The organism is Bernardetia sp. MNP-M8 (genome assembly GCF_037126285.1).
Classification (GTDB): Bacteria; Bacteroidota; Bacteroidia; order Cytophagales; family Bernardetiaceae; genus Bernardetia.
The window spans coordinates 677,442-699,752 of the sequence record NZ_CP147012.1 but is presented as its reverse complement, the minus strand read 5'-3'; the positions used below and the strand labels follow the sequence as shown (position 1 = coordinate 699,752).

Sequence of the window (22,311 nt, the reverse complement as noted above, 5' to 3'; positions counted from 1 at the left end):
AGGTATATATCTAAATAACTCAAAACTACCTTAAAGAGTTTTCAATAAAATTTTTTAAAACATCTGTATATATTTTATGAGTACCCTTATAAGGAACTAAATTTGGAGTAATACCTAAATTTTCTAATTTCATAAGGCTTGTTTTCAATCCTTCTTCACTTATAAACTCGTCTTTATCTCCATAAAAAAGAGTTATTTTATCTTTCATCTTTTTATAAAAAATAGAACCTATATCGTGAGCTATCATTCCTCCCCATACTAAAAACTCAGAAATTTCAAATTTGGTATGAGCAATCCAACGACTTGCTGTAGCAGCTCCTTGTGAAAATCCTAAAACAATTATTTTTTTCTCTGTTGTATCAATACTAGCAATATCATTCAATTCGCTATTCATTAAACTCTCTAAGTAATGCAAGTTATTTTCTATGTCTAATTCTCTATCATGTTTGGTCATCCAGTTTGCGCCTACTCTTCCTGTAAAACTCTCTAAATAAGCTGTTGAAAGTCCTTGAGGTGCAATAATATAATGCTGTTCAGGATTATATTTAGAATTTAAGCCTTCAAATTTTTTTATAAAATATTCAGCTAATTGTCCGTATCCATGAAAGACTATCCAAATGTACTCTGTCTTATTAGATAAACTTCCAAAAGTCAGATATCTAGCTTGATGTGAAAAAGAGATTGTTTTTTTTGTCATGATTATAATTTGTAAAACATAAAAAAGAGCAAAAGATGTATTCTTTTGCTCTGTAAAGCTTTAGTTGACTAATATAATTAGTAGACTTTTTTCTATATAATTAGTGAGTTTTAACGACGGAAACCTAACACTGCAGCTCCACAATAACTATTTGAATCTTTAAAGGTAAAACTCAAATAATAAATACCTGTTGAAGCACATTTGAAAACAAGACCATCATAATACTTGTTGTTAAGGTAACTAGTTGCTAGCTGTGAACGACGAGAGTCATAAAGAGTAGCAATAAGACCATTTGGACCTCCATCTTTACCAGCCATACGAATCATATAATCTGTACCTTTACTAAATACACAAGTATATTCGATTTTTTTACGGCTTCCACCTTTACCGTCAATACGGTAGCTCTTTACGAAAGTATAACCTGGAGCGAGCTTTTTGAGCGCAAGGTTGTTATAAAGGTCAGTATTACATTGTGCTTGAGCGTCAGTAGCTGCAAATGCGACAAAGAAAAAAGCACAGAAAAGAATTAATAAATGTTTCATACGTTTTGCTTATTTGGACAAAAACTTGTTCAATTAGGAATTAGGAAATAGTATAATTAATGTAACAATTAGGTTAATAATGAGTGATGTTGCAAATACTTTTCCAAAAGTAAAAAAGATAGATAAAAATAAAGAAACGTTTCTCCCAACCTAAAATTATACTTAAATTATACCAAAGGTTTTGTTACATTTTAGAAGATTTCTAAAGGTAAAGATAAACTTTAATTTATCTTCAAACGATCAATAACTATTTATTGATTGTCATTTTTATTATACAAACGCTTCTTTAATGTGATATAATCAAAAAACCGTCCAATCTTAAATTTTATGTTGATTTCTTATTAAAATCAGCTTATTTGATATAATAAGGGGACTTTTTGATTATATTTTTATATCAAAAATTTAGGATAAAATTAATTACTAATAATTTTATTACGGATAGAAGCTACCAAACTATTGATAGATTGTACATCAGATTCAGATATATTGACAACTGTTTCTTTCGTATCTGTGATTACAATTTCACCATTTACTACTTCCATTTTTGGCTGTCCATCTTTTTCTACAATTTCTACATTTTCATATACTTTTTTGAGTTCTTCTAAATCAGCTATAAATCCACTAAAATTAGGTTTGTTTTTATAAACATTTAAGACTAAAAGAATGCGATTCAAAACAAGTTTTTGTTCTCCTATTTTTTCTTTAAGGTCTTCGTTACCACTTTCTTTAAAAACTAAAGAAGTTATATAATTAGCTTCTAACCAACCACCTGTAAGAATAAGAATACTCAAATACTCACGTTTTTGCTTACGAAGTTCAGTATTGATTTTTTCAAAATTCTGAGTTGTAAGTTGTAAAAGAGAATCTAAATCTTTGTTTGATTGAGTCAGTTTTTTAATAGTTGTGTAATCGAAAAATTGCCCAATATTAAGCCCATCAGCTAGTTTTTTGACAGAATTAAGATAATTTAAGGCATCTTGATTCTTTTCATAAATATTTGCATAACCCAAATCTGTACTATAAACTCCTAAATTAAGAGCTTTTTTATAGTTATTGGTATAGTTATCTACCAAATCAGGATTGCTCAAATTATCTTTATGATAATCTGTTCCCAAATCTTTTATTAGAATAGAAACCTCTAAAGGTGATGGAATGGATTGAATAATATCATTCATAACCCCTGGAGCTAAAATATCTTCATCAGTTCCTGTGTCAGTAGTTCCTGCATTAGCTTCTGTTGTTCCTGTTGTTTCTTCTTTTGGTTTGTCACCTCCACAAGAAGTAAGTGTGAAAAGACCAAAAGCAAGCACAAAAGCGATAAGTTGTAATTTTTTCATAGAAAGCATTTTTTTCTTAATTATAGAACTGGTATGAATAGAATAAACTAAATGTTTCATATAAGAGAATATTGACGTAATTGAAATAATTTTAATAATATGAATTTCGATAAACTAAATAGATTTAGCTCTAAAACGGAAATAATTAATTAAATAATAAACTAAATTAGTAAATCTATTAGAAAAATCAAGTAATAAATCAAAATTGTTTTAAAAGTTGTTTTGAGTTATTTTTTCTTTTTCCTCTTAAAGTTAATACTTCCAAGTACATCAATTAATTTTTTGAGTAACTCAAAATAAAGAGTAACAAGTAAGAAAATTGTCATTGCCCACATTACAAATACATTGAACCACATAGTATCAAAATAATTACCCAAGAATTGTTTCTCAGGGGCAAAGAAATGAGTACGATAATCTAAAGGTCCAGAAAGGTTATTTGGATTACGAACAGCAAAAATAGGGTCTGTTTGTTGTACCAAGAATCCATTTCCTTCTACATATTTATCCTTAATCATTTCATTTTTTACTTGTGATTCCAAATATTCATTGGTGTATTTATTTTTGAGTTCGACTACTGAAAGCTTGTTAGAAGGATCTTGTTCCATAGCATTTATGATACTGTCTTTTCGCTCTCCAGCCATCACAAATTTAGGAGTCAATACTTTCGAACGTATCATTTCTAAAACAGCTTTTAGTTTATCAGCCATTGCCCTATCAAATTCTATAATTTGAAGAGTTTTTTCTAAATCAATATTCAATAGCTTTTGCTCTTCGGAAGAGAGTTCTAAATCTTCTGACTGAATTTTCAAACGGTCAAGTATTTCATTTACCTTTTCACTTTCCCATTCGTGTTTGAGGAGTGCAATATCATTTTGAAGCAATACCATAACAGAATCAGCATTTTCATTTTGAGCACTTTCTGCATAATTTGCCGAACGGTCTAGAATTTCTTGCATTTTAGGAATCCAAAAATTAGCCTTGTGTTGATACTGACTAATCTCAAATTCGACATCAAAAATCTGCCTTTCAAAAGGATTATCTTTAAACTGTTCGACAGCTAAAGCCTCGTATGCCCAACGAGAAGCCATAAAGTCTGCAACAAGTGGAATACGACCCTTTTCTACAATAGAATTATTAAGCTGGTCGAACCTAAATATTGCGCCACTCAGAATCATTTGAGGAATCAAAAGCAGTGGAATCAAAATATAAACTGTAACAGCCGAATTAAAAGAAGCTGAAATATTAAGTCCTAAAGCATTGGCAAAGCAAGAAATAGTAAATAAAACTAGCCAATACTGCCAATACATGCCCTGAATTTCTAAAATAGTATTACCAATGAGTGCAAAAGTAAGTGTTTGAATAGCTGAAAGGGTAAATAAAATACCAACCTTTGAAGTCAAGTAACTCATTCTACTTAGATTCAAAAAGGATTCTCGCCTTTGAATTTTTCTATCCCGAATAATTTCCTCAGCACTGACTGTCAATCCCATAAAAAGAGCAACAATAATGGCAATTAACATATAAGCAGGAACGTTGTCATTGTATCTAAATACATACTCTTCGGCATCTTTTGCATTTTTGAAGCGCACAATTACCGAAAGTAAGAGAGCAAGTAAAGGAGCTTCCAACAGATTAATCATCATATACTGCGTATTACTAATCTTAGAGAGAAAATCTCTAGTAGTAAAAATAGCAGCTTGTTTTATCTTTGATGGAATACTTAATGAATTTGGTGGTGGCTCATTAACTGTTTCTACTGGCGTAATCGAATGTGTTTGTTTATAAAGGTCATTCCATTCAGCAGGTGCAATTTTTCTTACTCCTGTATATTCTCCATATTCATTAACTACTCGTGCTTCAATAATATTGAAGAGAAGTTCTGGTGTAACTGTTCCACAAGTCTGACATTGTCCATTATCACTTCCTACTTGATTAGTTGCACGTTTGAAATAGGCAATTGCTTCAACAGGATTTCCATAATAGATAGGATAACCACCTGTATCCAGCAAAATCATTTTATCAAACATCTTATAAATGTCTGATGAAGGCTGATGAATAACTACAAAAATTAGTTTTCCTTTAAGAGAAAGCTCTTTTAAAAGGTCAATTACATTTTCTGAATCTCTTGAAGAAAGTCCAGATGTCGGTTCATCCACAAACATAACAGCAGGTTCACGAATCAGCTCAAGAGCAATATTCAAACGTTTACGCTGACCTCCACTAATCATTTTATTAAGAACACTACCAACCGTAATATCTTTTATTCTATCTAATCCTAAACTTGCCAAAACCTCCATGACACGAGCATCAAGCTCTTCTTCACTAAGATTTTTGAAACAAAGTTTGGCATTATAATACAAGTTTTGATAAACACTAAGTTCTTCTATCAATAAATCATCTTGAGAAACGTAACCAATTACGCCCTCTACCATATCAGATTCTGTATGAAGGTTGAAACCATTTATACGTACTTCGCCTTTGTATGGACTTTCTAAACCAGCCAAAACATTGAGAAGTGTGGTTTTTCCTGCTCCACTGGCTCCCATTATACTAAGAAGTTTTCCTGGACCTTCTGCAATATTTACATTGCGAAGTCCGATAGTTCCATCTGGAAAACGAAAATCTAAATTAATAGCATTGAATGAAATTGGATTTTGTTGTGCTGTATCATTATAACGAGTAACTAAATCACTATAATAGAGAGGCGCACCTTTTGGTGTTTTGAAAACACTACCATTTGAGAAGAGAACAATTGTTCCTTTTTTGACAAGCTGACCATTTAAGAAAATCTCGTCATTTCCGTTGTATTTTGTAAAATATAATTCAACACTTTTAAGACGAATAAATACAATTTCTCCATCTAAAAGACCTGAATCAATAAATTTCTTTCTACTTTCTACTGGTGGAGCTTCTTCATCAAAAACCAAAAGATCTGGAGAATCAAACATTTGAGGAGAATCTGTCGATATGACAAAATTTTCCATTAGTTCATATTCTTCTTTTGGAATTCTAAATATTTCAGAAGCAGTTTGTATAATTTCTAATCTATGGCTACTAAAATTTCTGTCGACGGCAAGCATCTCCAAAATTTTAAAAGTAACAATAACTTTTTGCTTTTGAGCAAGTGTTTTATTGATATCTCTACATACTCTTAAAGTACGCATACTATCTTTCAACTGAATATTTCCACTATTTCCTCCTTCTGCTGCTTTTTTTGCTTTTCTTGCTGCTCTCTTTATTGCTCTAGCTTTATCTTTTTCTTGTTGCTCTATTTCTTCAGGTGTCTTTCCTTCTCTAATTATTACTATGTCCTCAGGATTTTCTGCTGTTGCTTCTGCACCTTTACCTTCTTCTCCATCTACTCCCGATTCTGCATACTGATCATAGAGTGCTACATATTCACTAAGCCTTTTTCTATCTAATTCTTGTTCGAAGAATCGAATAACAAAATTACGCTCAGCTTCAGATACACCACCGTCTTGTTTAGAAACAACTGCAAATAATTGGGTTAGGGCTTTTAGTATTTCTTCACTCATATTCTATTCTTTAGAAACAATTACGATTTGTTAAAACAGCGAAGCTAATTACAAATTAAAAATTACGAATTTAAATAGTGATTATTAGTGATTTGTAATTTCAAAATTAGTGCTTTTTTAGATTCCTTATCTAATACCTATACATTTAGTAGTAAAACAGTTTTACTTAAAAGGCATAAAAGGGCAAACTTCGAATAGAGAAGACTAAGCGAAATTACCCTATAAAAACTAATTGACAATTAATAATTAAATTACTGATAATAAGGTAATTTAGATTATACAATTTGTGTAAATTAACTTCATATAAAAATAATAATTTATTTGAAATAATTATTTTTATATAAAAACGCATAGTTAAGATAGCTTTATAAAAAGCTATTTTGATTTAATAGGTTTTGAAGTCAAAAGGAATGTCTACAAGATCAGAAAACTCTTCTCCTGCTTCTTCCATATCTTCATCGTCTTCATGAAAATACCATATTACAGATGCACCTTCAATTTCTTCCAATTTAGAAAGAATATCTAAGATAAGTTTTGATGATGCTGTATTGAAGTATTCCAACTTAAACATAAATTTTGTATCTGGATTTACTTGATTTTCGTATTCATCTAACCAATCTAAGATAGGTTGATAAAATTCGGCAGCATCTTCTGGAAGAGAACGACCAGATATTTCGAATACCTGACGGTCTTTGTCTAAGATTACTTTTGGAGTGTCTTCTGTTGGTTCTAAGTTGATTACGTCCATATTCTTTATAGAGTATTTTTAGTATAAAATTCTAAAATGAGTTGTAAGTTGAAATAATATATTGAATCTTGAAAAAGTCAAACCCTATTGACAATTTTTAAATATCTATTTTGTTTTAATCATCTCCTTCTGCATCAGGATTACGATTAATAGTCATGCGAAGAGAGAAAAATGAAAGTTCGTCGTTAATTTTTTCAAAATCAAAACGAATTTTATTACCTGATTTACGAGCCATGTCAATGAATCCAAGTCCTGCACCTCCTTTATCAGAAAGTCCTTCTTTCCCAACTCCTTTTTTACTTTTGATAATACGTTTGTATTCTTCTTTCAGACCAGCTGCATCTAATAAATTAATCTCTTCAAGACGATTTTTTAGAGCTGCTACTTCACTTGTAAATAGAGGATTTCCAGAGAGAACAAAATAATGGTCGTCTGTTTTGGCTAAAGAAAAAATAGCATTATTCTTTCCATAAATTTCTTCTTGATAACTTTGAGAATGCTTAAAGATATTTTGCAGGTCTTCTACCATGACATTAAAAACCTTTGTCTTGACTTTACGCTGTTCGCCAAAGGAGTCCATATTACGTTCTGCCATTGCCAAAACAGCCTTGGTTATTTCTTGACTAAACTCGCCTTCATATACCAAAAGCAAGCTTTGTTTGAGCATAACTTTATGTAAGTCATAAATATATTTCATAATTAGTGGCTTAATATCTTGAAAATGTCTTGAGAATATCTTTAAAAAATTTAGAGTCTATATTTAAAACAATTAAGTAAAATAGTTGAGTCAAAATATCTGCATTGACAAACCTGCTAATAAGTCAGTTTAACAAATGTACATAGAAAACAATGTTCTAAGCAAAGGTTTTGTCCAAATAAAAGGGCTTTTCAGCGAAAATCAACATTATTTATACACTATGTATTTTAAACTTTCCTCCTTTTTGGTTTAAACATGCCTTTAAGTTATAATAAATTATTAGAAGAACAAAGGCTGATTTAAAATAAATTAAAAAAAGACGTTGATTTTGTTAAAAATATAAATGAACTTCAAGGTAAGTTTATTAAAACTTAATACCTATCATCAAAATATCATCGATTTGTTTGCTATTACCCATCCACTTCTCAAAATGAGTTTCGAAGGTAAGGTGCATTTCTTCCATATTTTGTGTTCTGTTTTCTACCAAAATATCTCTAATTTGCTTAGATGAAAACTTTTTATCCTCATCTCCTCCAAATTGATCAGGCAGACCATCAGAGAAAATATAAATTGAATCTCCTTTTGAAATTTTTTGACTATGATTATTAAAATCATCAGACTTGCTATAAATAGCACCTCCACCAATTGGCTTTCTATCACCTTTTATCTGTATTAATTTCCCTTCTTTTGGTAAAATATACAAAGGACGATGCGCTCCAGCAAATTCTACTTTGTTTTGCTTTCTATTAATACGACAAAGAGCGATATCCATACCATCTTTTGTATTTCCTTCAGTATCTTGTCTTAATGTTTGAGCTACTCCTTTATTAAGTCTGTCTAATATTTGAGCTGGAGATAGAACCGTTTGACTAGAACTCAAGATTTCATTTAGAATAAAATAACCAATAAGTGAAATCAAAGCTCCTGGTACTCCATGTCCTGTACAATCAACAGCTGCAATATATACATCATCACCTTTTTGTACATACCAAGGAAAATCTCCACTTACAATATCTCTAGGCTTGTAAAAGATAAATGAATCTGGAAAAATACTTTGCAAATGACGACTTTCAGGCAAGATAGCACCTTGAATACGTCTTGCATAATTGATGCTTTCTGATATTTTACGGTTGGTTTCTCTTACCTCAAACTCAGTTCGTTTGCGTTCGGTAATATCATGAGAAACGACCAAAATAGATTCTAAATAGGCTTGATCATTATATTCTGGAATGGCTGTTGTTTGCATGACACGCTCACCTGCAACCGAATCAATTTCTAATTCTCTAAGAACTTTGTTTCCTGTTCGATTTACTTTTTCTGTAATTTCTTCTATTCTTTTAACAATGGCAATAGGTAATTCCGAACCTCTCATCATTTTATTTGTCAGTGTAGAAGGTTCTAAACCTGTAAGGTTCTTAATAGTTGGATTGATGTAAAAAATCTTTCCTTCTGGATTAATACGCATGATAAGGTCAGGTGAGTTTTCAGATAGTGCTTGCATTTGTCCACGCATACGGGATTCTTGTTCGGCACGTCTTCGCTCTGTAATGTCTCTAGAGTTTATAACGATTCCTCTGATAGCTGGGTCGCTCAAACGGTTTGTTCCTGTGGCTTCTAGCCAAACAGCATCACCATTTTTCTTACGATATTCGTATTGAATGGTAATATTTTCGTCTGGATGTTCCAAAAGGTTTTCAAAAAGTTGTCTAAAAGCATCCTTACTACCTTCTTGAACATTATCTACATCATTTGTTCCTATAAGTTCAGACTGCTCATAACCTAAAATAGATTCTATTGAAGGACTTATATAACGTACTTTTCCATTTTTTTCATAAATCGTAATTACCTCTGAGGCATTTTCTAATAGTACCTGCATACGTTTTTGAGTACGATTTACTTCCAAAATTTGCTCTTCTAGTCGTGCATTGGATTTACGGAGTTCTTCTTGTGTCGATTCCATTTCTTCAGCATTTTGACGCAAAACTTCCTGTTGTAATTGAAGTTCTTCACTCATTTGTTGAGATTCCTGAAGAAGAGAAATAGTACGATCGTTTACTTTTATATTAAAAATTGTTCTTGCAATGATGATACTAATCTCACGAACAAAATTTACTTCTGTATCCGTAAAACGAGAAAGACCTGCAAATTCCATCACTCCATATACTTTCTCATCAGTAATTAGAGGGACAATAAGTAGTGCTTTAGGCTTTTGTTCTCCTAAAAGTCCTGAACTAATGGTCATATAGTTATCAGGAATTTCTGTACGAAGGATAATATCTTGCTCAATGGCTGCTTGCCCAACTAGTCCTTCTGCAAAACGAAATGATTTTTTAAGGTATTTTCTTTTGTGATAGGCATAGGTTGCACTTACTTCAATTGTATTTTCTTGTGTAATTTCATCTTCTTCTACAACATAAAAGCTACCCTGAACAGCATTTATTTTTTCTGTGATAAAAGCTATAATTTTTTCTGAAAGAAGTTCAATAGTTTGATATTCACGCAAAATTTGTCCTACTTCTGCAACACCTGATACAATCCAGTTTCTTTGTTTGTCTTTACTATCAGCTTCTTGAATGCTATCTCGCATTGTAATCAAGGCATTACCAAAGGTATCATTGTTTCCCATTGGACGAAAAGAGGCTTTATAGTTTCCTTTTCCAATTTGATAGGCAAAGTCTGCCGTTCGTTTTAGAGCTTGAACCAAATTATTGACAGCTTCTGTCATCTGACCAATCTCATCATTGGTTTCTCTCTTAATTTCTTTTGGTAATTCTCCTTTTGCTACGATTCCTAATACTACTTGTAGCCTTTCAATAGGACGAGTAAGGACAGTAGAAAAACCAAAAGCAAGACCACCAGCTACAATAATAATAACTGCTCCTGTCAATATAAATGCGATAACAAGTCCATTCAGATCACTTTCAACAGCACTTTTGTCTACTTGAGTTACTATTCCCCAACCAACAGGTTCGATATAATTCCATGCTGCAAGAGTTTCAGTTCCTTTATAATCTATTGAAAATCCGTATCCTGTTGTTTTTTCTTTTAAAGCTCTTTCTAAGCCTTCAGCTTTCCCATCTCCTATAATTTTGGGTGTATTGGCTCTCTGTTCCTTCAAGTCATTCAAAAAGGTAAGTGTAGTAGCACTTTTTTGCCTTGCTAAAACAATTTCTCCTGTTTGTCCTAATCCTGTTGTGTCTGCCACTACATCATAAACTACGTCCATATCAAGTTCTGCGATGATATATCCGATAATTAAATAATTTTGTTTAGGGTCATAAATAGGTGCAATAGCTTCCATTCTGCTAGGAGTACCTGAAAGCTCTTTTGCTATTCTTGGTTCATTAAAATAAATACCATCATTGGCATGAGTTAAGAGAACTTGATAACGGTCATATATTCTACCAAAAATGAGATAATCAGCTGCTGGATTGGTTTTATAAATTATTCGCCCATCTTTATTTACCAAAACTAAATTTGGGTAATTATACGTCTTTTGAAACGGAAGCAAAGAGTCATCTAATTGATTTCTAAGTTTACTTTGTAGTGTGTCTGTGTATTTATTTTCATTAATTGTATTTACACTACGAAGTGATTGTAAGACAGCCGAATATTCTTGAAGTAAACCAACATGAGAACTAATTTGTGAAAAAACACCTTGGATTTCTTTGCTCTTAAGTGTATTGATTACTTTAAGGTTTTGCCAATAACGCTGTTCGACAGCTTCTTTACCCCTATTGTATGAAACTAAACTAAGTACCAATGCAGCCATAAGCACCACTGCCAAGAGTAGTGTCGTGATTTTGTTACGAATGCTGAATCGATTGCGCATAGAAATTAATTAAAAAGAATAATTAACAGGTTAGATTTATTCTTAAAAGTAAACAATAATTTTAAATTTTATAAATGTTTGGCAACTAAATCAGCCACTTTATCTATGTATTCTTTCTCTGAGTTGGTAAAATCCTTGAATGAAGCGAGTTCAATTACTCCTTTTACAGGATTTTCTTTTATGTCTTTTTTTGTATTGTCTTGTTGAATTGGAACAGCCAAAAGAACAGAAGGTTGGCTTTCTCCTAAACCGGAAAGTACATTTAGATACCCTTTTGGAATATTTTTAATATATGTTTTTTGTGCTATTTTAGCTACTTGTCCAGCAATTCCTTCTCCAAATTCATAAAATAATGTGTGACTATCAGGCAAAGCAAAGGCATAAGCAGCTACGAGTTCAATTTTTCTTGAGTCTGTTTCTATATGAGCTATATAAAATGCTCCTGAAACAGCTTCTAATTCATTACAAATATGTTTAAGAATATCATTTGCAGACTGTGATTTATTAGGATTTTTGAGAATATTTGATAAAATGATTCTTTCGTTATTCCAATCTGAAGTTTTTGTGGTTATTTCTGATTCTTGTGTGTCTTCATTTACATATCTATCTACATATATAATATCTCCTTGTGCTTGCTTGCGTTGCCATTGTACATAAAAAGCAACCATTAGAATAAGTCCTAATAACAGTTCTGAAAGGATAAAAATCATCAAAAAGTTACTGTTTTCATCTGAAATTCCTGCCCCTGAAATTGTCTCACTTAATCTAAGTAATAAAAATCCAGATACAAAAATACCAATGGCATATATTCCTACAGCCAAACCAAACCAAATGCTATTTTGAAAGAATTTTTTCATTTATTCTTAAAAATTTTAATTCCTTTTACACTCTTAAAGAGCATGCTACATTTTTTGTGTTTATTGTTGATAGATTTTATTTAGTTTCAATAAAAAACTTATAATTTCATCTACCTTTAATTCATAATCAATATCTACGATATTTTTTGCAGCCAATGGCATTGCATTAATCATACTTTCTTCAATATCTTGAATAATAGTAAGACCTTTTCTATATTTTATTTTTTGCATTCCTGCTGCACCATCTTTATTTGCTCCTGAAAGTAAAATACCTATAAGTTTGTCACGATAGACATAAGCAGCCGACTCAAAAGTAATATCTATTGCAGGACGAGAGTTGTTTATTAAATCTTCTGTGTTTAGAGATACAGAATTTCCTAATTCTACTGCCATGTGATAGTTAGCTGGAGCTAAATAAACAAGTCCTTTTTTAATACTTTCTTTGTCCATGGGTTCAATGATTTCTTTCTGACTTTTTATAGAAAGAGCTTCTACAAAACCATGACGTACATGTTTGAGCCGATGCAAACACAGAAATATAGGCAATGGAAACTCACGAGGAATAGAAGAAAGAATCTGAACCATAGGCTGAAAACTTCCTGCTGAACCTCCAATTACGATTGCCTTGTACTTATTTGTAATATGTGTTTCTTTTACCATTTAGCTCAAAATTAGCTTGCTAGTAGCTTAAAAAAGAATAGTTAAATATTTTTATACAAAATGAAATGTATAATTTAGAAATCAGATTATTGAAAATAAAGAAATAGATTAATCTTTAATTTTCTTATAAATTTTCTCTTCATTATTGACAACAATGAATTTATGTGCAATATCACACCAAATTAAAGATTCCTTTGAGCCAATTACCAAATATCCATATTTGAATAAACTCTCATGCAAACGGTGTAACACCTGATTTTGTAGAGTTTGATTAAAATAAATCATTACATTTCTACACAAAACTAAATCAAACTTTGAAAAAACACTTCCTTGTACCAAATCGTGTTTGCGATACGATACATTTTCTAAAAGAGACTTATTAATTACAGCTTCTGAACCGACTTCTGTATAATATTTTTCTAAAGAATATTTACCTTGATAACGCAAATAATTCTTACGGTTTACCTCCATGTGTTTTAGAGGATAACGCCCTTCTTTTGCTTTTGCAATAATAGAACGGTCAATATCTGTCGCTACAATTTTAGCCTTATCCAAAATTCCCATCTCATCTAAAACAATAGACATAGAAACAATTTCTTCTCCTGACGAGCAGCCTGCATGCCAAATGCTTATTTTGTTATGATTGAGCATAATGTTAGGAATGATATGCTCACGTAAGACACGCCAAAAAGTAGGGTCACGAAACATTTCAGTAACATTTACAGTCAATTCAGAAACAAACTCCTCAAAAAATCCTTCTTTTGTATTTAAAATATGAATTAGTTCGTCGACAGTTTGAAGTTTATACAAGTCAAGCATACGCTTAATACGTCTTCGAAAAGACGACATAGCATAATCTTTAAAGTTATAATCAAATTTATCTTTGATGAAAGTCGTCAGTTTGCGTAGTTCGGCTATTTCTATTTCGCCCATATTTGCAGACATAAGGGAAGTTTTAAGTTATTATCTCATTTCTTGAAAAACTAGTTAATGCTAGTTTTAAGGTTTATTAGGCAAAGTACATGCTTCTTTTAAACTTTACAAGTCTAAGTTAGCATTTTTTATCAATTATCTAAGTAAATTATTGATAATATGTAAATTAAGTTAGATGAATGAGTTTTTTGAGAGGATAGAATCTTTAATAGTGAGATAAGATAAAGTAGAGAATTTAGGTTTCTGATGCTTTCCATATTTTTTGTTCGTTCCAATAATTTTTCCAGTATCTTGCAATAACTTCTTTTAGTAGCTCTTCTATATTTGGTTCAAGTGTTTTGATTTTTTGTAAGTGTGTCTGACCAATATTTTAGTTTATCTTCTTGACTTACTGTTTTGTATTCTTCTTTATTCATTGTGAAACTTATATCAAAAATCCATTGAATATTTTCAATTTATTTCAGGCAATTTCCCTCCACAGTGAGGACAATAACAAAGAGTTGTAGAATGAGTAGTAGAGTTTTCTGATTCTTCTTTTTCTATTTCTCCATTTCGTTCTTTTAGTTCTTGTAAAAGCTGTTTTTCGATTTGTTTTTTAGCTTCTTTTTCAGCTTTTTTGCGTTCTTCTACTTTTTCTAAAAAACCAGCACTCAAAATACTGGTGGGAAGTGCAACCACGCCAATTCCGATAAGAGCAGTTGCTCCATTTAGTATTTTCCCTAGCATCGTTACAGGGACAACATCGCCATAACCTACCGTAGTGAGCGTAACAACAGCCCACCAAAGCGTAGCAATAATATTAGGAAACCCTTCAGGGTTGGTTTCATGTTCTACATAATACATCAATGTTGAAGAGACTAAAAGTAAAATCAATGCAAAAAACACAGTTGTTACAAGTTCTTCCCCTTTTTCTTTTAAGACATCTGAAACGAGGTTTAAGGCACGAGAATAACGGTTGAGTTTAAAGACACGTAAGAGTCGAAGTAATCGCATCATTCTCAAAAGACGTAGGTCTTCTACTCCCAAAAAGGGTAAATAAAACGGCAGAATGGCTAGTAAATCTATGAGCGCAATAAAAGAAAAAATATATTTTAGATAGGCTTTCCAAGTAGAGAGGTGAGGATATTTGAGAGGTGCAGTCCAAAGGCGAAGTAAATATTCTATCGTAAAAATAGCAATAGAAAAAAATTCGAAAAAATCAAAAAAGACTTTATAATCTTTTCCTCCAATTTTTGTCGAATGGGACTCCCAAATAGTAGAAATGACACTTAAAAGAACTAGTATAATTATGAAATAGTCAAAATAAACACTTTTTTTATCGTGTTTTTCACCACGTTCTATAATAGTGTAAATTCGTATTCTGAAAGTAGAGTAATTCATAAATTAGTTTCTAAAATGAGTAAAATGCAGAAATAATTTAGACTATTCCTGCATTTTGCAAATACAATAAGTTTAGTTTTCGTCCATTGGTCTTACAAAAAAAATAGAATCAGAAGCTGAAATAACTTCATACTTCAATTTTTGTACTTTTTCATCTTGTTTTTTGTCTATGTCTTCTTGAACAATTTCTAAGATAATATCTAAAATAGGTTTGCCTTTTTGAGTATAAAAGTTCCATTTTCCTCGTTGAGATATATAGCCATCTGTTGGTGCAATGGCTTGTTTTGTAAGTGTTCCATCTTCTTCAAATCTCCATCCTTCACGCCCACGAGCAGGAGGAAATTCATAGGTTTCTGGTCGGTAGGCTTGTGTGCCATCTTTATCGTCTTCGAAAGAACGAATCCAAGTAACACCAACAACTTTTTTCATAATATCTTCAGTCTGGCAAGCCATTAATAAAAAAGCAAATAGGGAAAATGTAAATAATACGCTTAATTTTGTGAGGAATTTCATATAAAAAAATAGATTTTAGATTTTTGAAGTTAGAATGAATAACGAATTTATCATTTAATTGTGAAAAATTTAGAATAATTAAAGCATTTTGTTTTTGTGTAAGTTTACCATTAACAATTCACCATTAATCATTTATAATTATCTTGAAGCCTGCTCATATTCTTATACCGACATTTTTTTCATTTAGAGATGCACTAATGCAAACTTATACGTTGCCTTACGTCAAAATTATGAAAAAATATTTACCAAAAGATAGTAAAATATATTTAATGACATTAGAACAACCTCATTTCAAAATGAGTGAGGAGCAAAAAAATGACGTAAAACAACATCTTCAAAACGAATTTGATATTCATTTGTTAGATTTTCCGTATTATCCTTTCGGAACTCGTGCTATGCTCAACTGGATAAGAATAATTAGTACCTTAGTAAAAACAATATATGCAAAAAATATACGATTTATACATCCTTTTTGTGTAACAGCAGGAGCAGGTGGGTTTATTTTATCCAAAATAACAGGAAAAAAACTAATTATTGATAGCTTTGAACCTCACGCAGAAACGATGCTAGAAAGTAATACTTGGACAAAAAATAGTCGTGCTTTTCAAATTCTTTGGAACTTAGAGAAAATGGAAGCAAAACATGCTTCTGCTTTTATTCCTTGTGTCAATGAAATGCAAAACTATGCTGCAACTAGATATGGAGTGGATGTTTCCAAGCGTTGTTTGGAGTCAAAACCTGCTTGTGTAGATTTGAATTTATTTGATTTTAATAAAAGAAAAGACCCAAAACTTTTGGAAGAGCTAGGATTGAAAGATAAAATAGTAAGTGTCTATGCAGGAAAGTTTGGAAGCTCATACTTAGAAAAAGAAATCTTTGATTTTTGGAAAGTCTGTCATAATTATTGGGGAGATAAATTTAGAGTATTAATCCTTACTTCTCACAAAGAAGAGGAAATAAATTTGTATTGCAAAGTGAGTGGTTTGGATAGAAATATCGTTACTACACAATTTGTTTTTCATGAGCATATCCCAGCTTATATTGGTTTAGGAGATTTTGGAGTTACGCCATTTAAGCCTGCTGCTTCAAAACGCTATGGAACACCCATAAAAACAGGTGAATACTGGTCTATGGGGCTTCCTGTTGTTATTACACCAAATATTTCAGATGATTCGCAGACAATAGAAAAATATAAAATTGGTTCTATTATGAATGAATTTACTGAAAAAGAATACTTACGAATTGCAGAAGAAATAAATGAACTATTGATTCATAAAGAAGAAACAGACTTACATCAAAAGATAAGAGGAGTTGCAGAAAAATATAGAGGTTTTCAAATTGCTCATCGTGTTTATGAAAGTTTGTATGGTGAAAATGGGCAGGCTTGGAAATTCTGAAAAATTAATTATTCAAATAAGCTTGATTCCAAAGCTGGATGTTCAGAGTTAATTGCCAAAAAGTTTACATACGTTGATTGAATAAAATCATTTTTACTTAAAGGTTTTTTAGATATGTTTTGTAGTTGATGAATTTGATAATTGATATTATCAAATTGGTCAAACAATTGTTTTTTTTCTTCTTCCTTTATACACTCAAAAGTAATGATAATAGGATTATTTTGTAATAGATTTTTTGCACCTTCAATTACATTTATTTCGAAACCTTCTGTATCTATCTTTATAAAATCAGGTATACTATTTTTTGATTTAGTATAATTATCTAGCGTAATTACATCTATCTCAATACTTTTTACTTTTTCGAAAGTATTAATCGTAGAGGCATATTCTTTTGTAATACTTCCTAGCCAAGTGTCTTTTTCTGGAAAAATAAGCGTTTCTCTACTTTCTTTATCTCCTACAGCTACTTTTTCTAAATTATAATTTAAATTATTGATAGTTGCCATTTTGTCGAAGCTATCATAACAAGCTGGATTAGGTTCAAATGTAATAGTAGGAATTCCGTTTGCCAAAAACAATATAGAGTGGGTTCCATAATTAGCACCTACATCAAAAACAAGTTTGGGTTTGTACTCTGATAATATAAGTTTTTTATAAAATTCTTTTACTTCAATATCATGACCAACAATAGAAACAGCTGTGTCCCAATCTAACCACATTGACTTTGATTGTAGAGGTACTTTTACAGTAGCATTTGCAAACTTTACTGACCAAGTAGTATCTAAAGATTCAAATAAACTAGTAGAATTATCTCTAAACATTTTGGCATAAGAAGTGTGAAATACTTCTTTTTCGTTATTATCTAAGTCAGAATAAAATGAATTAAGTTTTTTCAAAGACTTCTCCTTTAAAATCATTTGTTTGATTTTATTTTCAGAAAATTTCATACTTGATGGAAATTTTCTTATTACTTTCATTAAAAACTCTTTTGAGGTCATTTCTTTTATTTTTTTAGACACGAAAAATTATTTTGTAAAGATAAATAGCTTTAACAATATTCCAATTAAAACAGGAAAAAAAATGTTAAACACAAGAAAAGCAACAAGAAATTGTTGCTTTTTTTGATATATAACTAGATATAATTTTTCTTATCTCATAGATTCTCTAGAACCACCTGCTGCAAAGATAGTCAGAAACAAAATCATCTTGACGACAACGACCATCCCCCAAAATATGCCGTAAATTTAAATAATGAGCAACTTTGTGAGTAATTTTCTCTTATCTTAGATTATTTTATGGATAAATTATGTTTTGAGCATCAAAAAATAAAGAGGAATGAGTCTGTATTATTTTTTGCAGCATTTATCCCTTGCTCTTCGTTTGTTTTAAGATTAAAGTGTATTCAAAAAAACTGAAAGTAAAATGAAAATACAGATACCAAAACCGTGTCATGAAGACTTGAATACTATGAGTCCAGCAGAAAGAGGGCTTTTTTGTGGTTCTTGTCAGAAAGTAGTTATTGATTTTTCGTCTATGACAGATGCTGAGATTGTTGATTATTTCAAAAAAATAGGAAGTCAAAAAACATGTGGTTTATTCTCTACAACACAAGTAAACCGAACATTACAACCTCAAAAAGAAAAAACAGAAACTCCAAGAAGAAGATTTTTCTTTAAAGAATTGGCAGCAGCTTCAGTTGCTTTTTTTCTAACTTCTACGACTGCCAAATCACAAAATGACACAACACAAGTAGAATACAATCAAAAGATTGAAACGGATTCATTAGAAAATATAGCTCCTCCTTTTGCTATCAATGGAAAAGTGGTCAATGGAAATGAGGTTTTATCAGAAGCTATCATTTCTATAAAAGGCACAAAACATAAAACAACTTCTTTAGAAAATGGAATTTTTTCATTTCTGATTCCTCAAGATACTCTTCAAAATCAAGATAGTATTATTTTAGTAGCAGAGTATGAAGGTCTTGAAGCAAAGGAGTTTGAAATTTCTGCTAGTATTCATCAATCTATTTTAATTAATTTTGAGGAAGAAAAAGAATTGCCTTTAGAAAAAATTAACGAAAAACAAGAAGAGAAGAAAAGCAGATATGGACTTTCTAGATTTAATGAGGAAGGAAAGAGAATCATTTATTATATTGAAACACCCATAACAAGAGAAGAGGATGCTATATACATCCAAATATATGGAAATGTAATGCCTAAATCTGAATTTCCTGTAAACAAACTTGTTAACTATGTCAGTTGGTTTTTAAATCCAATTAAAAAAGAAATATTTCCAGTAAATATTAAAACACAAGACACAAATAATCCATCAAAAGAAACAACTTTAATTCCTCATGTTTCTAAGTGGTACACAAGAGGTAGGTTATATCAAAGCCTTAAAGATTTGATGAGAAGGAGATTTGTTTAATTGAATAAAAAGAACAAAAAAATATCAAAACCATTCTATGACAATGTTCGTTTAGATTACATTAGATTTAAAATTAAACCAAAAAAATAGTTTATTATAAATGGAAAATACCACCACAGCAAAACAGCAAATCAAAAATGCATTTATTCAATATATCAGACAACATGGAAAAGCTCCTGCAACACCTTATAACTTAATGGCAGAGCTAGGAGAAGACGAAAAATATTTTTATGATAATTATTCTAGCTTCAATAATATAGAACAAGAAATTTGGGGAGAATATCTCACAGAAACTGTTCAGCGTTTGCGTTCTGAATCCGTTTATGCAGAATATATGGTGCGTGAAAAGTTACTTGCCTTTTATTTTACGTTGGTAGAAGTGTTGAAAGAAAATCGCAGTTTTGTAACTAATGAACTTAGCGCAAGAAATGGAGGGTTTAGAAGAAAAATTTTGGCAGACTTCAAAAATGGTTTTTATGAATATATAAATGTTCTTTTAGAGGAAGGAATGGATACAGGAGAGGTAGAACAACGTATGTTTATAGCTAAAAAATATGATTCCCTTCTTTGGGCAGAAACTGAATTTCTGATTCGTTTTTGGGTAAAAGATGATAGCAAAAACTTTGAACGAACAGATGCAGCCGTAGAAAAAACAGTCAATTTTGCAATGGATTTGATTGGTAGAAATATTGCAGACTCAGCTTTTGATTTTGTGAAATTTTTATTTCAGCGTAAATAAGTGAAAGAATTACGAATTACGAATTACGAATTACGAATTACGAATTACGAATTTGATTTTTATAAAAGACTAAAGGAATTTGAGTAAAATCAAATTCCTTTTCTTTATTCCTTCTTTTGACATAATCTATAGTTTTCATAGTTGCTATGCAGAAAATTAAATATATAAACACTTGATTTTCAGATATTTAAAATTTGAATATATCTGCATAGTAAAAAGGGTAGGTATAATAATTTATTTCACTTTCTGAATCAACTCTTTTTTCTGTTTCTTTTTGTTTGCAAGAAACAGCTATTAAAATTAGGATTCCAATTTTAAGAAATATTTTCATTTTTGATTTATTTTAGGATTTAGAACGATTTGGCTTGGTGAATATAGGACTTTCTTAGCTCATCCTTTCATAAATCTCTGAAAGTTTATTTTTATGTTCAAATGTTTGTGTCAAAATGTTAAGCCCATTTTTGCTAAGCTGATGTTAGCTGATGTTTTTTCTTTCTTCTTTGTCAAGTTGAGTCAACAAATCATAAAAGTCTTTGTACTTGTCCTCAAATTGATCTGCTCTTTCGTGATCCCATAATACAACTGGATAGTTTTTATCGTCTTTATTTCTGTTCGTGTCGAAACAAAGTAAACCCCAATCACTCCAATTTATGAATGGAATATAACCTTCATCAATGAGAAACTCAGTAAGATAACCATTGAAAATCATTTCTGTAAGACTTTTTCTCCAAGTATTAATTGGATGTTCACAAAATGAAGCTTCGGAAATTTGAAGTTCATAAAAATGTTTATGTTTTAAAAATGTTTTATAATCATTTGGAAAGTTGTGTCCAATTCTATCTTCAATTTCTTTGATTTCCATATCTGTAACTTTACTTTCAATTGGATGCCAAATACGATACTCTTCTTTTTTATCTTGGTTTGGGTCTGACATTTCGACTTCAATTGGTCTTAGCTTTTGATTTAGTCCAATGTTTATCCATTTAGTTAAGTAGGTATCAATTATATTTTTTATCGTTTGTTCTTTCATAAGTGGATCTTTCTAAAATATCAGCTAACGTTTAGTATATGAAAAGTAGGCGATTTTTAAGCACGAAACTTTCGGTTAAGCACAAAGTTTGAAACGAGCCAAAAGCCTTGTCTTTACAGTTGTTTCGCCTATTTTTCATAGCATACATTGTTAGCGGTTGTTTTTATTCTTTTCATTAAGTCAGGTTCATAGTTCCTGTTGTAAATATTACTGCATTACTTCTAATTATTACTGAATTTTTCATTAGTTCCACTTCCATACTTCCTGTCCGTTTTGAACATTGAAAAGCGTTCATTTTATTCTTATTAATCTTGTCTGACCAATATTTTGCTAAAAAGCTCTGAACTCCACCTGTAACTGGGTCTTCATCTGCTCCAGACCAAGGGAAGAAATAGCGGTATTCAAAGTCAAAATTGTCACGTATGGATTTTGCAGTTACAAGTACTCCGCTGATAGTTGTTTCGATTTTTCTTAATACAGAAAAGTCAGGTTTTAGGTTTTCAAGTTCTTCGCTACTTTCCAATTCCAACATCAGCATATTATGAAATGAATTGTATCTGGAATTGAGAACTTCATTTATTCCTAGTGCTTTTCTTATTGCATCGTCATATTCAGTCTTTTCCGTTTGGTGTAAAGGAAATTTCATTTCAATTCTACCATTGTTTTGGTTTATTTCCAATGTGTCTCCAAAATGGGTTTGGAAAATGATTTGGGTAAGTTCTTTAAATTCTGTAAAAATTGCTTTAGAAGAAGCCAAAGTTGCGTGTCCGCATAATGGGATTTCTTTTACAGGCGAAAAATAGCGAATGGAAAATGAACCTGTATTTTGCTTTATAATGAAAGCTGTTTCAGAAAAGCCAAATTCCTTTGCGACATTGAGCATTGTCGTTTCATCAAGTTCATTTTCAAGTAGGCAAACAGCAGCTTGATTTCCCTTGAAAAGCTCGGTTGTAAACGCATCAATGATATATGTTTTTATGGTCATT

At 31.0% G+C, this 22,311-nt stretch carries 18 protein-coding genes; 3 read left to right on the top strand and 15 right to left on the bottom strand.

Features of this window, described 5'->3' with window-relative positions; genetic code table 11:
- Window positions 1-25: 25 nt before the first annotated feature.
- From V9L04_RS03075 to V9L04_RS03020, 12 genes are all read right to left on the bottom strand, one after another.
- Window positions 26-697: an alpha/beta hydrolase gene (locus tag V9L04_RS03075; protein ID WP_338792600.1), complete on the bottom strand. Its 672-nt coding sequence runs from the start codon at window positions 695-697 to the stop codon at window positions 26-28.
- A 110-nt stretch (window positions 698-807) separates the two neighbouring features.
- Window positions 808-1,239, bottom strand: a complete 432-nt coding sequence (locus tag V9L04_RS03070) for a hypothetical protein (RefSeq protein ID WP_338768239.1) — start codon at window positions 1,237-1,239, stop codon at window positions 808-810.
- 413 nt (window positions 1,240-1,652) lie between these two features.
- Window positions 1,653-2,636 (bottom strand): hypothetical protein, encoded by a 984-nt coding sequence (locus V9L04_RS03065; RefSeq protein WP_338792599.1) that lies wholly within the window; start codon window positions 2,634-2,636, stop codon window positions 1,653-1,655.
- 167 nt (window positions 2,637-2,803) lie between these two features.
- Entirely contained in the window at window positions 2,804-6,112 is a 3,309-nt protein-coding gene (locus V9L04_RS03060) for an ATP-binding cassette domain-containing protein (protein WP_338792598.1), read from the bottom strand.
- A 385-nt stretch (window positions 6,113-6,497) separates the two neighbouring features.
- Window positions 6,498-6,860 carry a DUF1987 domain-containing protein gene (locus V9L04_RS03055; RefSeq protein WP_014798847.1) on the bottom strand — a complete coding sequence of 121 codons (363 nt, stop codon included), beginning with the start codon at window positions 6,858-6,860 and terminating at the stop codon, window positions 6,498-6,500.
- 115 nt (window positions 6,861-6,975) lie between these two features.
- The gene (locus tag V9L04_RS03050; protein ID WP_338792597.1) at window positions 6,976-7,557 is read right to left on the bottom strand and encodes a SiaB family protein kinase; all 582 of its coding nucleotides are present in this window, start codon (window positions 7,555-7,557) and stop codon (window positions 6,976-6,978) included.
- Between the two features lie 364 nt (window positions 7,558-7,921).
- Window positions 7,922-11,389: a PAS domain S-box protein gene (locus V9L04_RS03045; RefSeq protein ID WP_338792596.1), complete on the bottom strand. Its 3,468-nt coding sequence runs from the start codon at window positions 11,387-11,389 to the stop codon at window positions 7,922-7,924.
- A 68-nt stretch (window positions 11,390-11,457) separates the two neighbouring features.
- Window positions 11,458-12,246 (bottom strand): GAF domain-containing protein, encoded by a 789-nt coding sequence (locus tag V9L04_RS03040; RefSeq protein WP_338792595.1) that lies wholly within the window; start codon window positions 12,244-12,246, stop codon window positions 11,458-11,460.
- Window positions 12,247-12,306: 60 nt separating this feature from the next.
- Window positions 12,307-12,906, bottom strand: coding sequence for a chemotaxis protein CheB (locus V9L04_RS03035; protein WP_338792594.1), 600 nt, complete (start codon window positions 12,904-12,906; stop codon window positions 12,307-12,309).
- Window positions 12,907-13,014: 108 nt separating this feature from the next.
- A complete protein-coding gene (locus V9L04_RS03030; RefSeq protein ID WP_338792593.1) occupies window positions 13,015-13,851 on the bottom strand; it encodes a protein-glutamate O-methyltransferase CheR in 837 nt (278 codons plus the stop codon).
- A gap of 438 nt (window positions 13,852-14,289) precedes the next feature.
- Complete coding sequence (locus V9L04_RS03025) at window positions 14,290-15,219, bottom strand: ion transporter (RefSeq protein ID WP_338792592.1); 930 nt, start codon at window positions 15,217-15,219, stop codon at window positions 14,290-14,292.
- Between the two features lie 72 nt (window positions 15,220-15,291).
- Entirely contained in the window at window positions 15,292-15,648 is a 357-nt protein-coding gene (locus V9L04_RS03020; protein WP_338792591.1) for a hypothetical protein, read from the bottom strand.
- Between the two features lie 314 nt (window positions 15,649-15,962).
- Between V9L04_RS03020 and V9L04_RS03015 the strand changes: the two genes are divergently transcribed.
- Window positions 15,963-17,129, top strand: coding sequence for a glycosyltransferase (locus tag V9L04_RS03015; RefSeq protein ID WP_338792590.1), 1,167 nt, complete (start codon window positions 15,963-15,965; stop codon window positions 17,127-17,129).
- Window positions 17,130-17,137: 8 nt separating this feature from the next.
- Here V9L04_RS03015 and V9L04_RS03010 read toward each other — a convergent pair whose 3' ends face one another.
- Window positions 17,138-18,076 carry an FkbM family methyltransferase gene (locus V9L04_RS03010; protein WP_338792589.1) on the bottom strand — a complete coding sequence of 313 codons (939 nt, stop codon included), beginning with the start codon at window positions 18,074-18,076 and terminating at the stop codon, window positions 17,138-17,140.
- 475 nt (window positions 18,077-18,551) lie between these two features.
- On the opposite strand from V9L04_RS03010, the gene V9L04_RS03005 reads away from it, so the two are divergent.
- Both V9L04_RS03005 and V9L04_RS03000 read left to right on the top strand, forming a co-directional pair.
- Window positions 18,552-19,556: a hypothetical protein gene (locus tag V9L04_RS03005; RefSeq protein ID WP_338792588.1), complete on the top strand. Its 1,005-nt coding sequence runs from the start codon at window positions 18,552-18,554 to the stop codon at window positions 19,554-19,556.
- A 100-nt stretch (window positions 19,557-19,656) separates the two neighbouring features.
- Complete coding sequence (locus tag V9L04_RS03000) at window positions 19,657-20,295, top strand: TetR family transcriptional regulator C-terminal domain-containing protein (RefSeq protein ID WP_338792587.1); 639 nt, start codon at window positions 19,657-19,659, stop codon at window positions 20,293-20,295.
- A gap of 475 nt (window positions 20,296-20,770) precedes the next feature.
- Here V9L04_RS03000 and V9L04_RS02995 read toward each other — a convergent pair whose 3' ends face one another.
- The gene (locus V9L04_RS02995) at window positions 20,771-21,325 is read right to left on the bottom strand and encodes an SMI1/KNR4 family protein (protein ID WP_338792586.1); all 555 of its coding nucleotides are present in this window, start codon (window positions 21,323-21,325) and stop codon (window positions 20,771-20,773) included.
- Between the two features lie 175 nt (window positions 21,326-21,500).
- Window positions 21,501-22,310 (bottom strand): PhzF family phenazine biosynthesis isomerase, encoded by an 810-nt coding sequence (locus V9L04_RS02990; RefSeq protein ID WP_338792585.1) that lies wholly within the window; start codon window positions 22,308-22,310, stop codon window positions 21,501-21,503.
- Between the last annotated feature and the right edge of the window lies 1 nt (window position 22,311).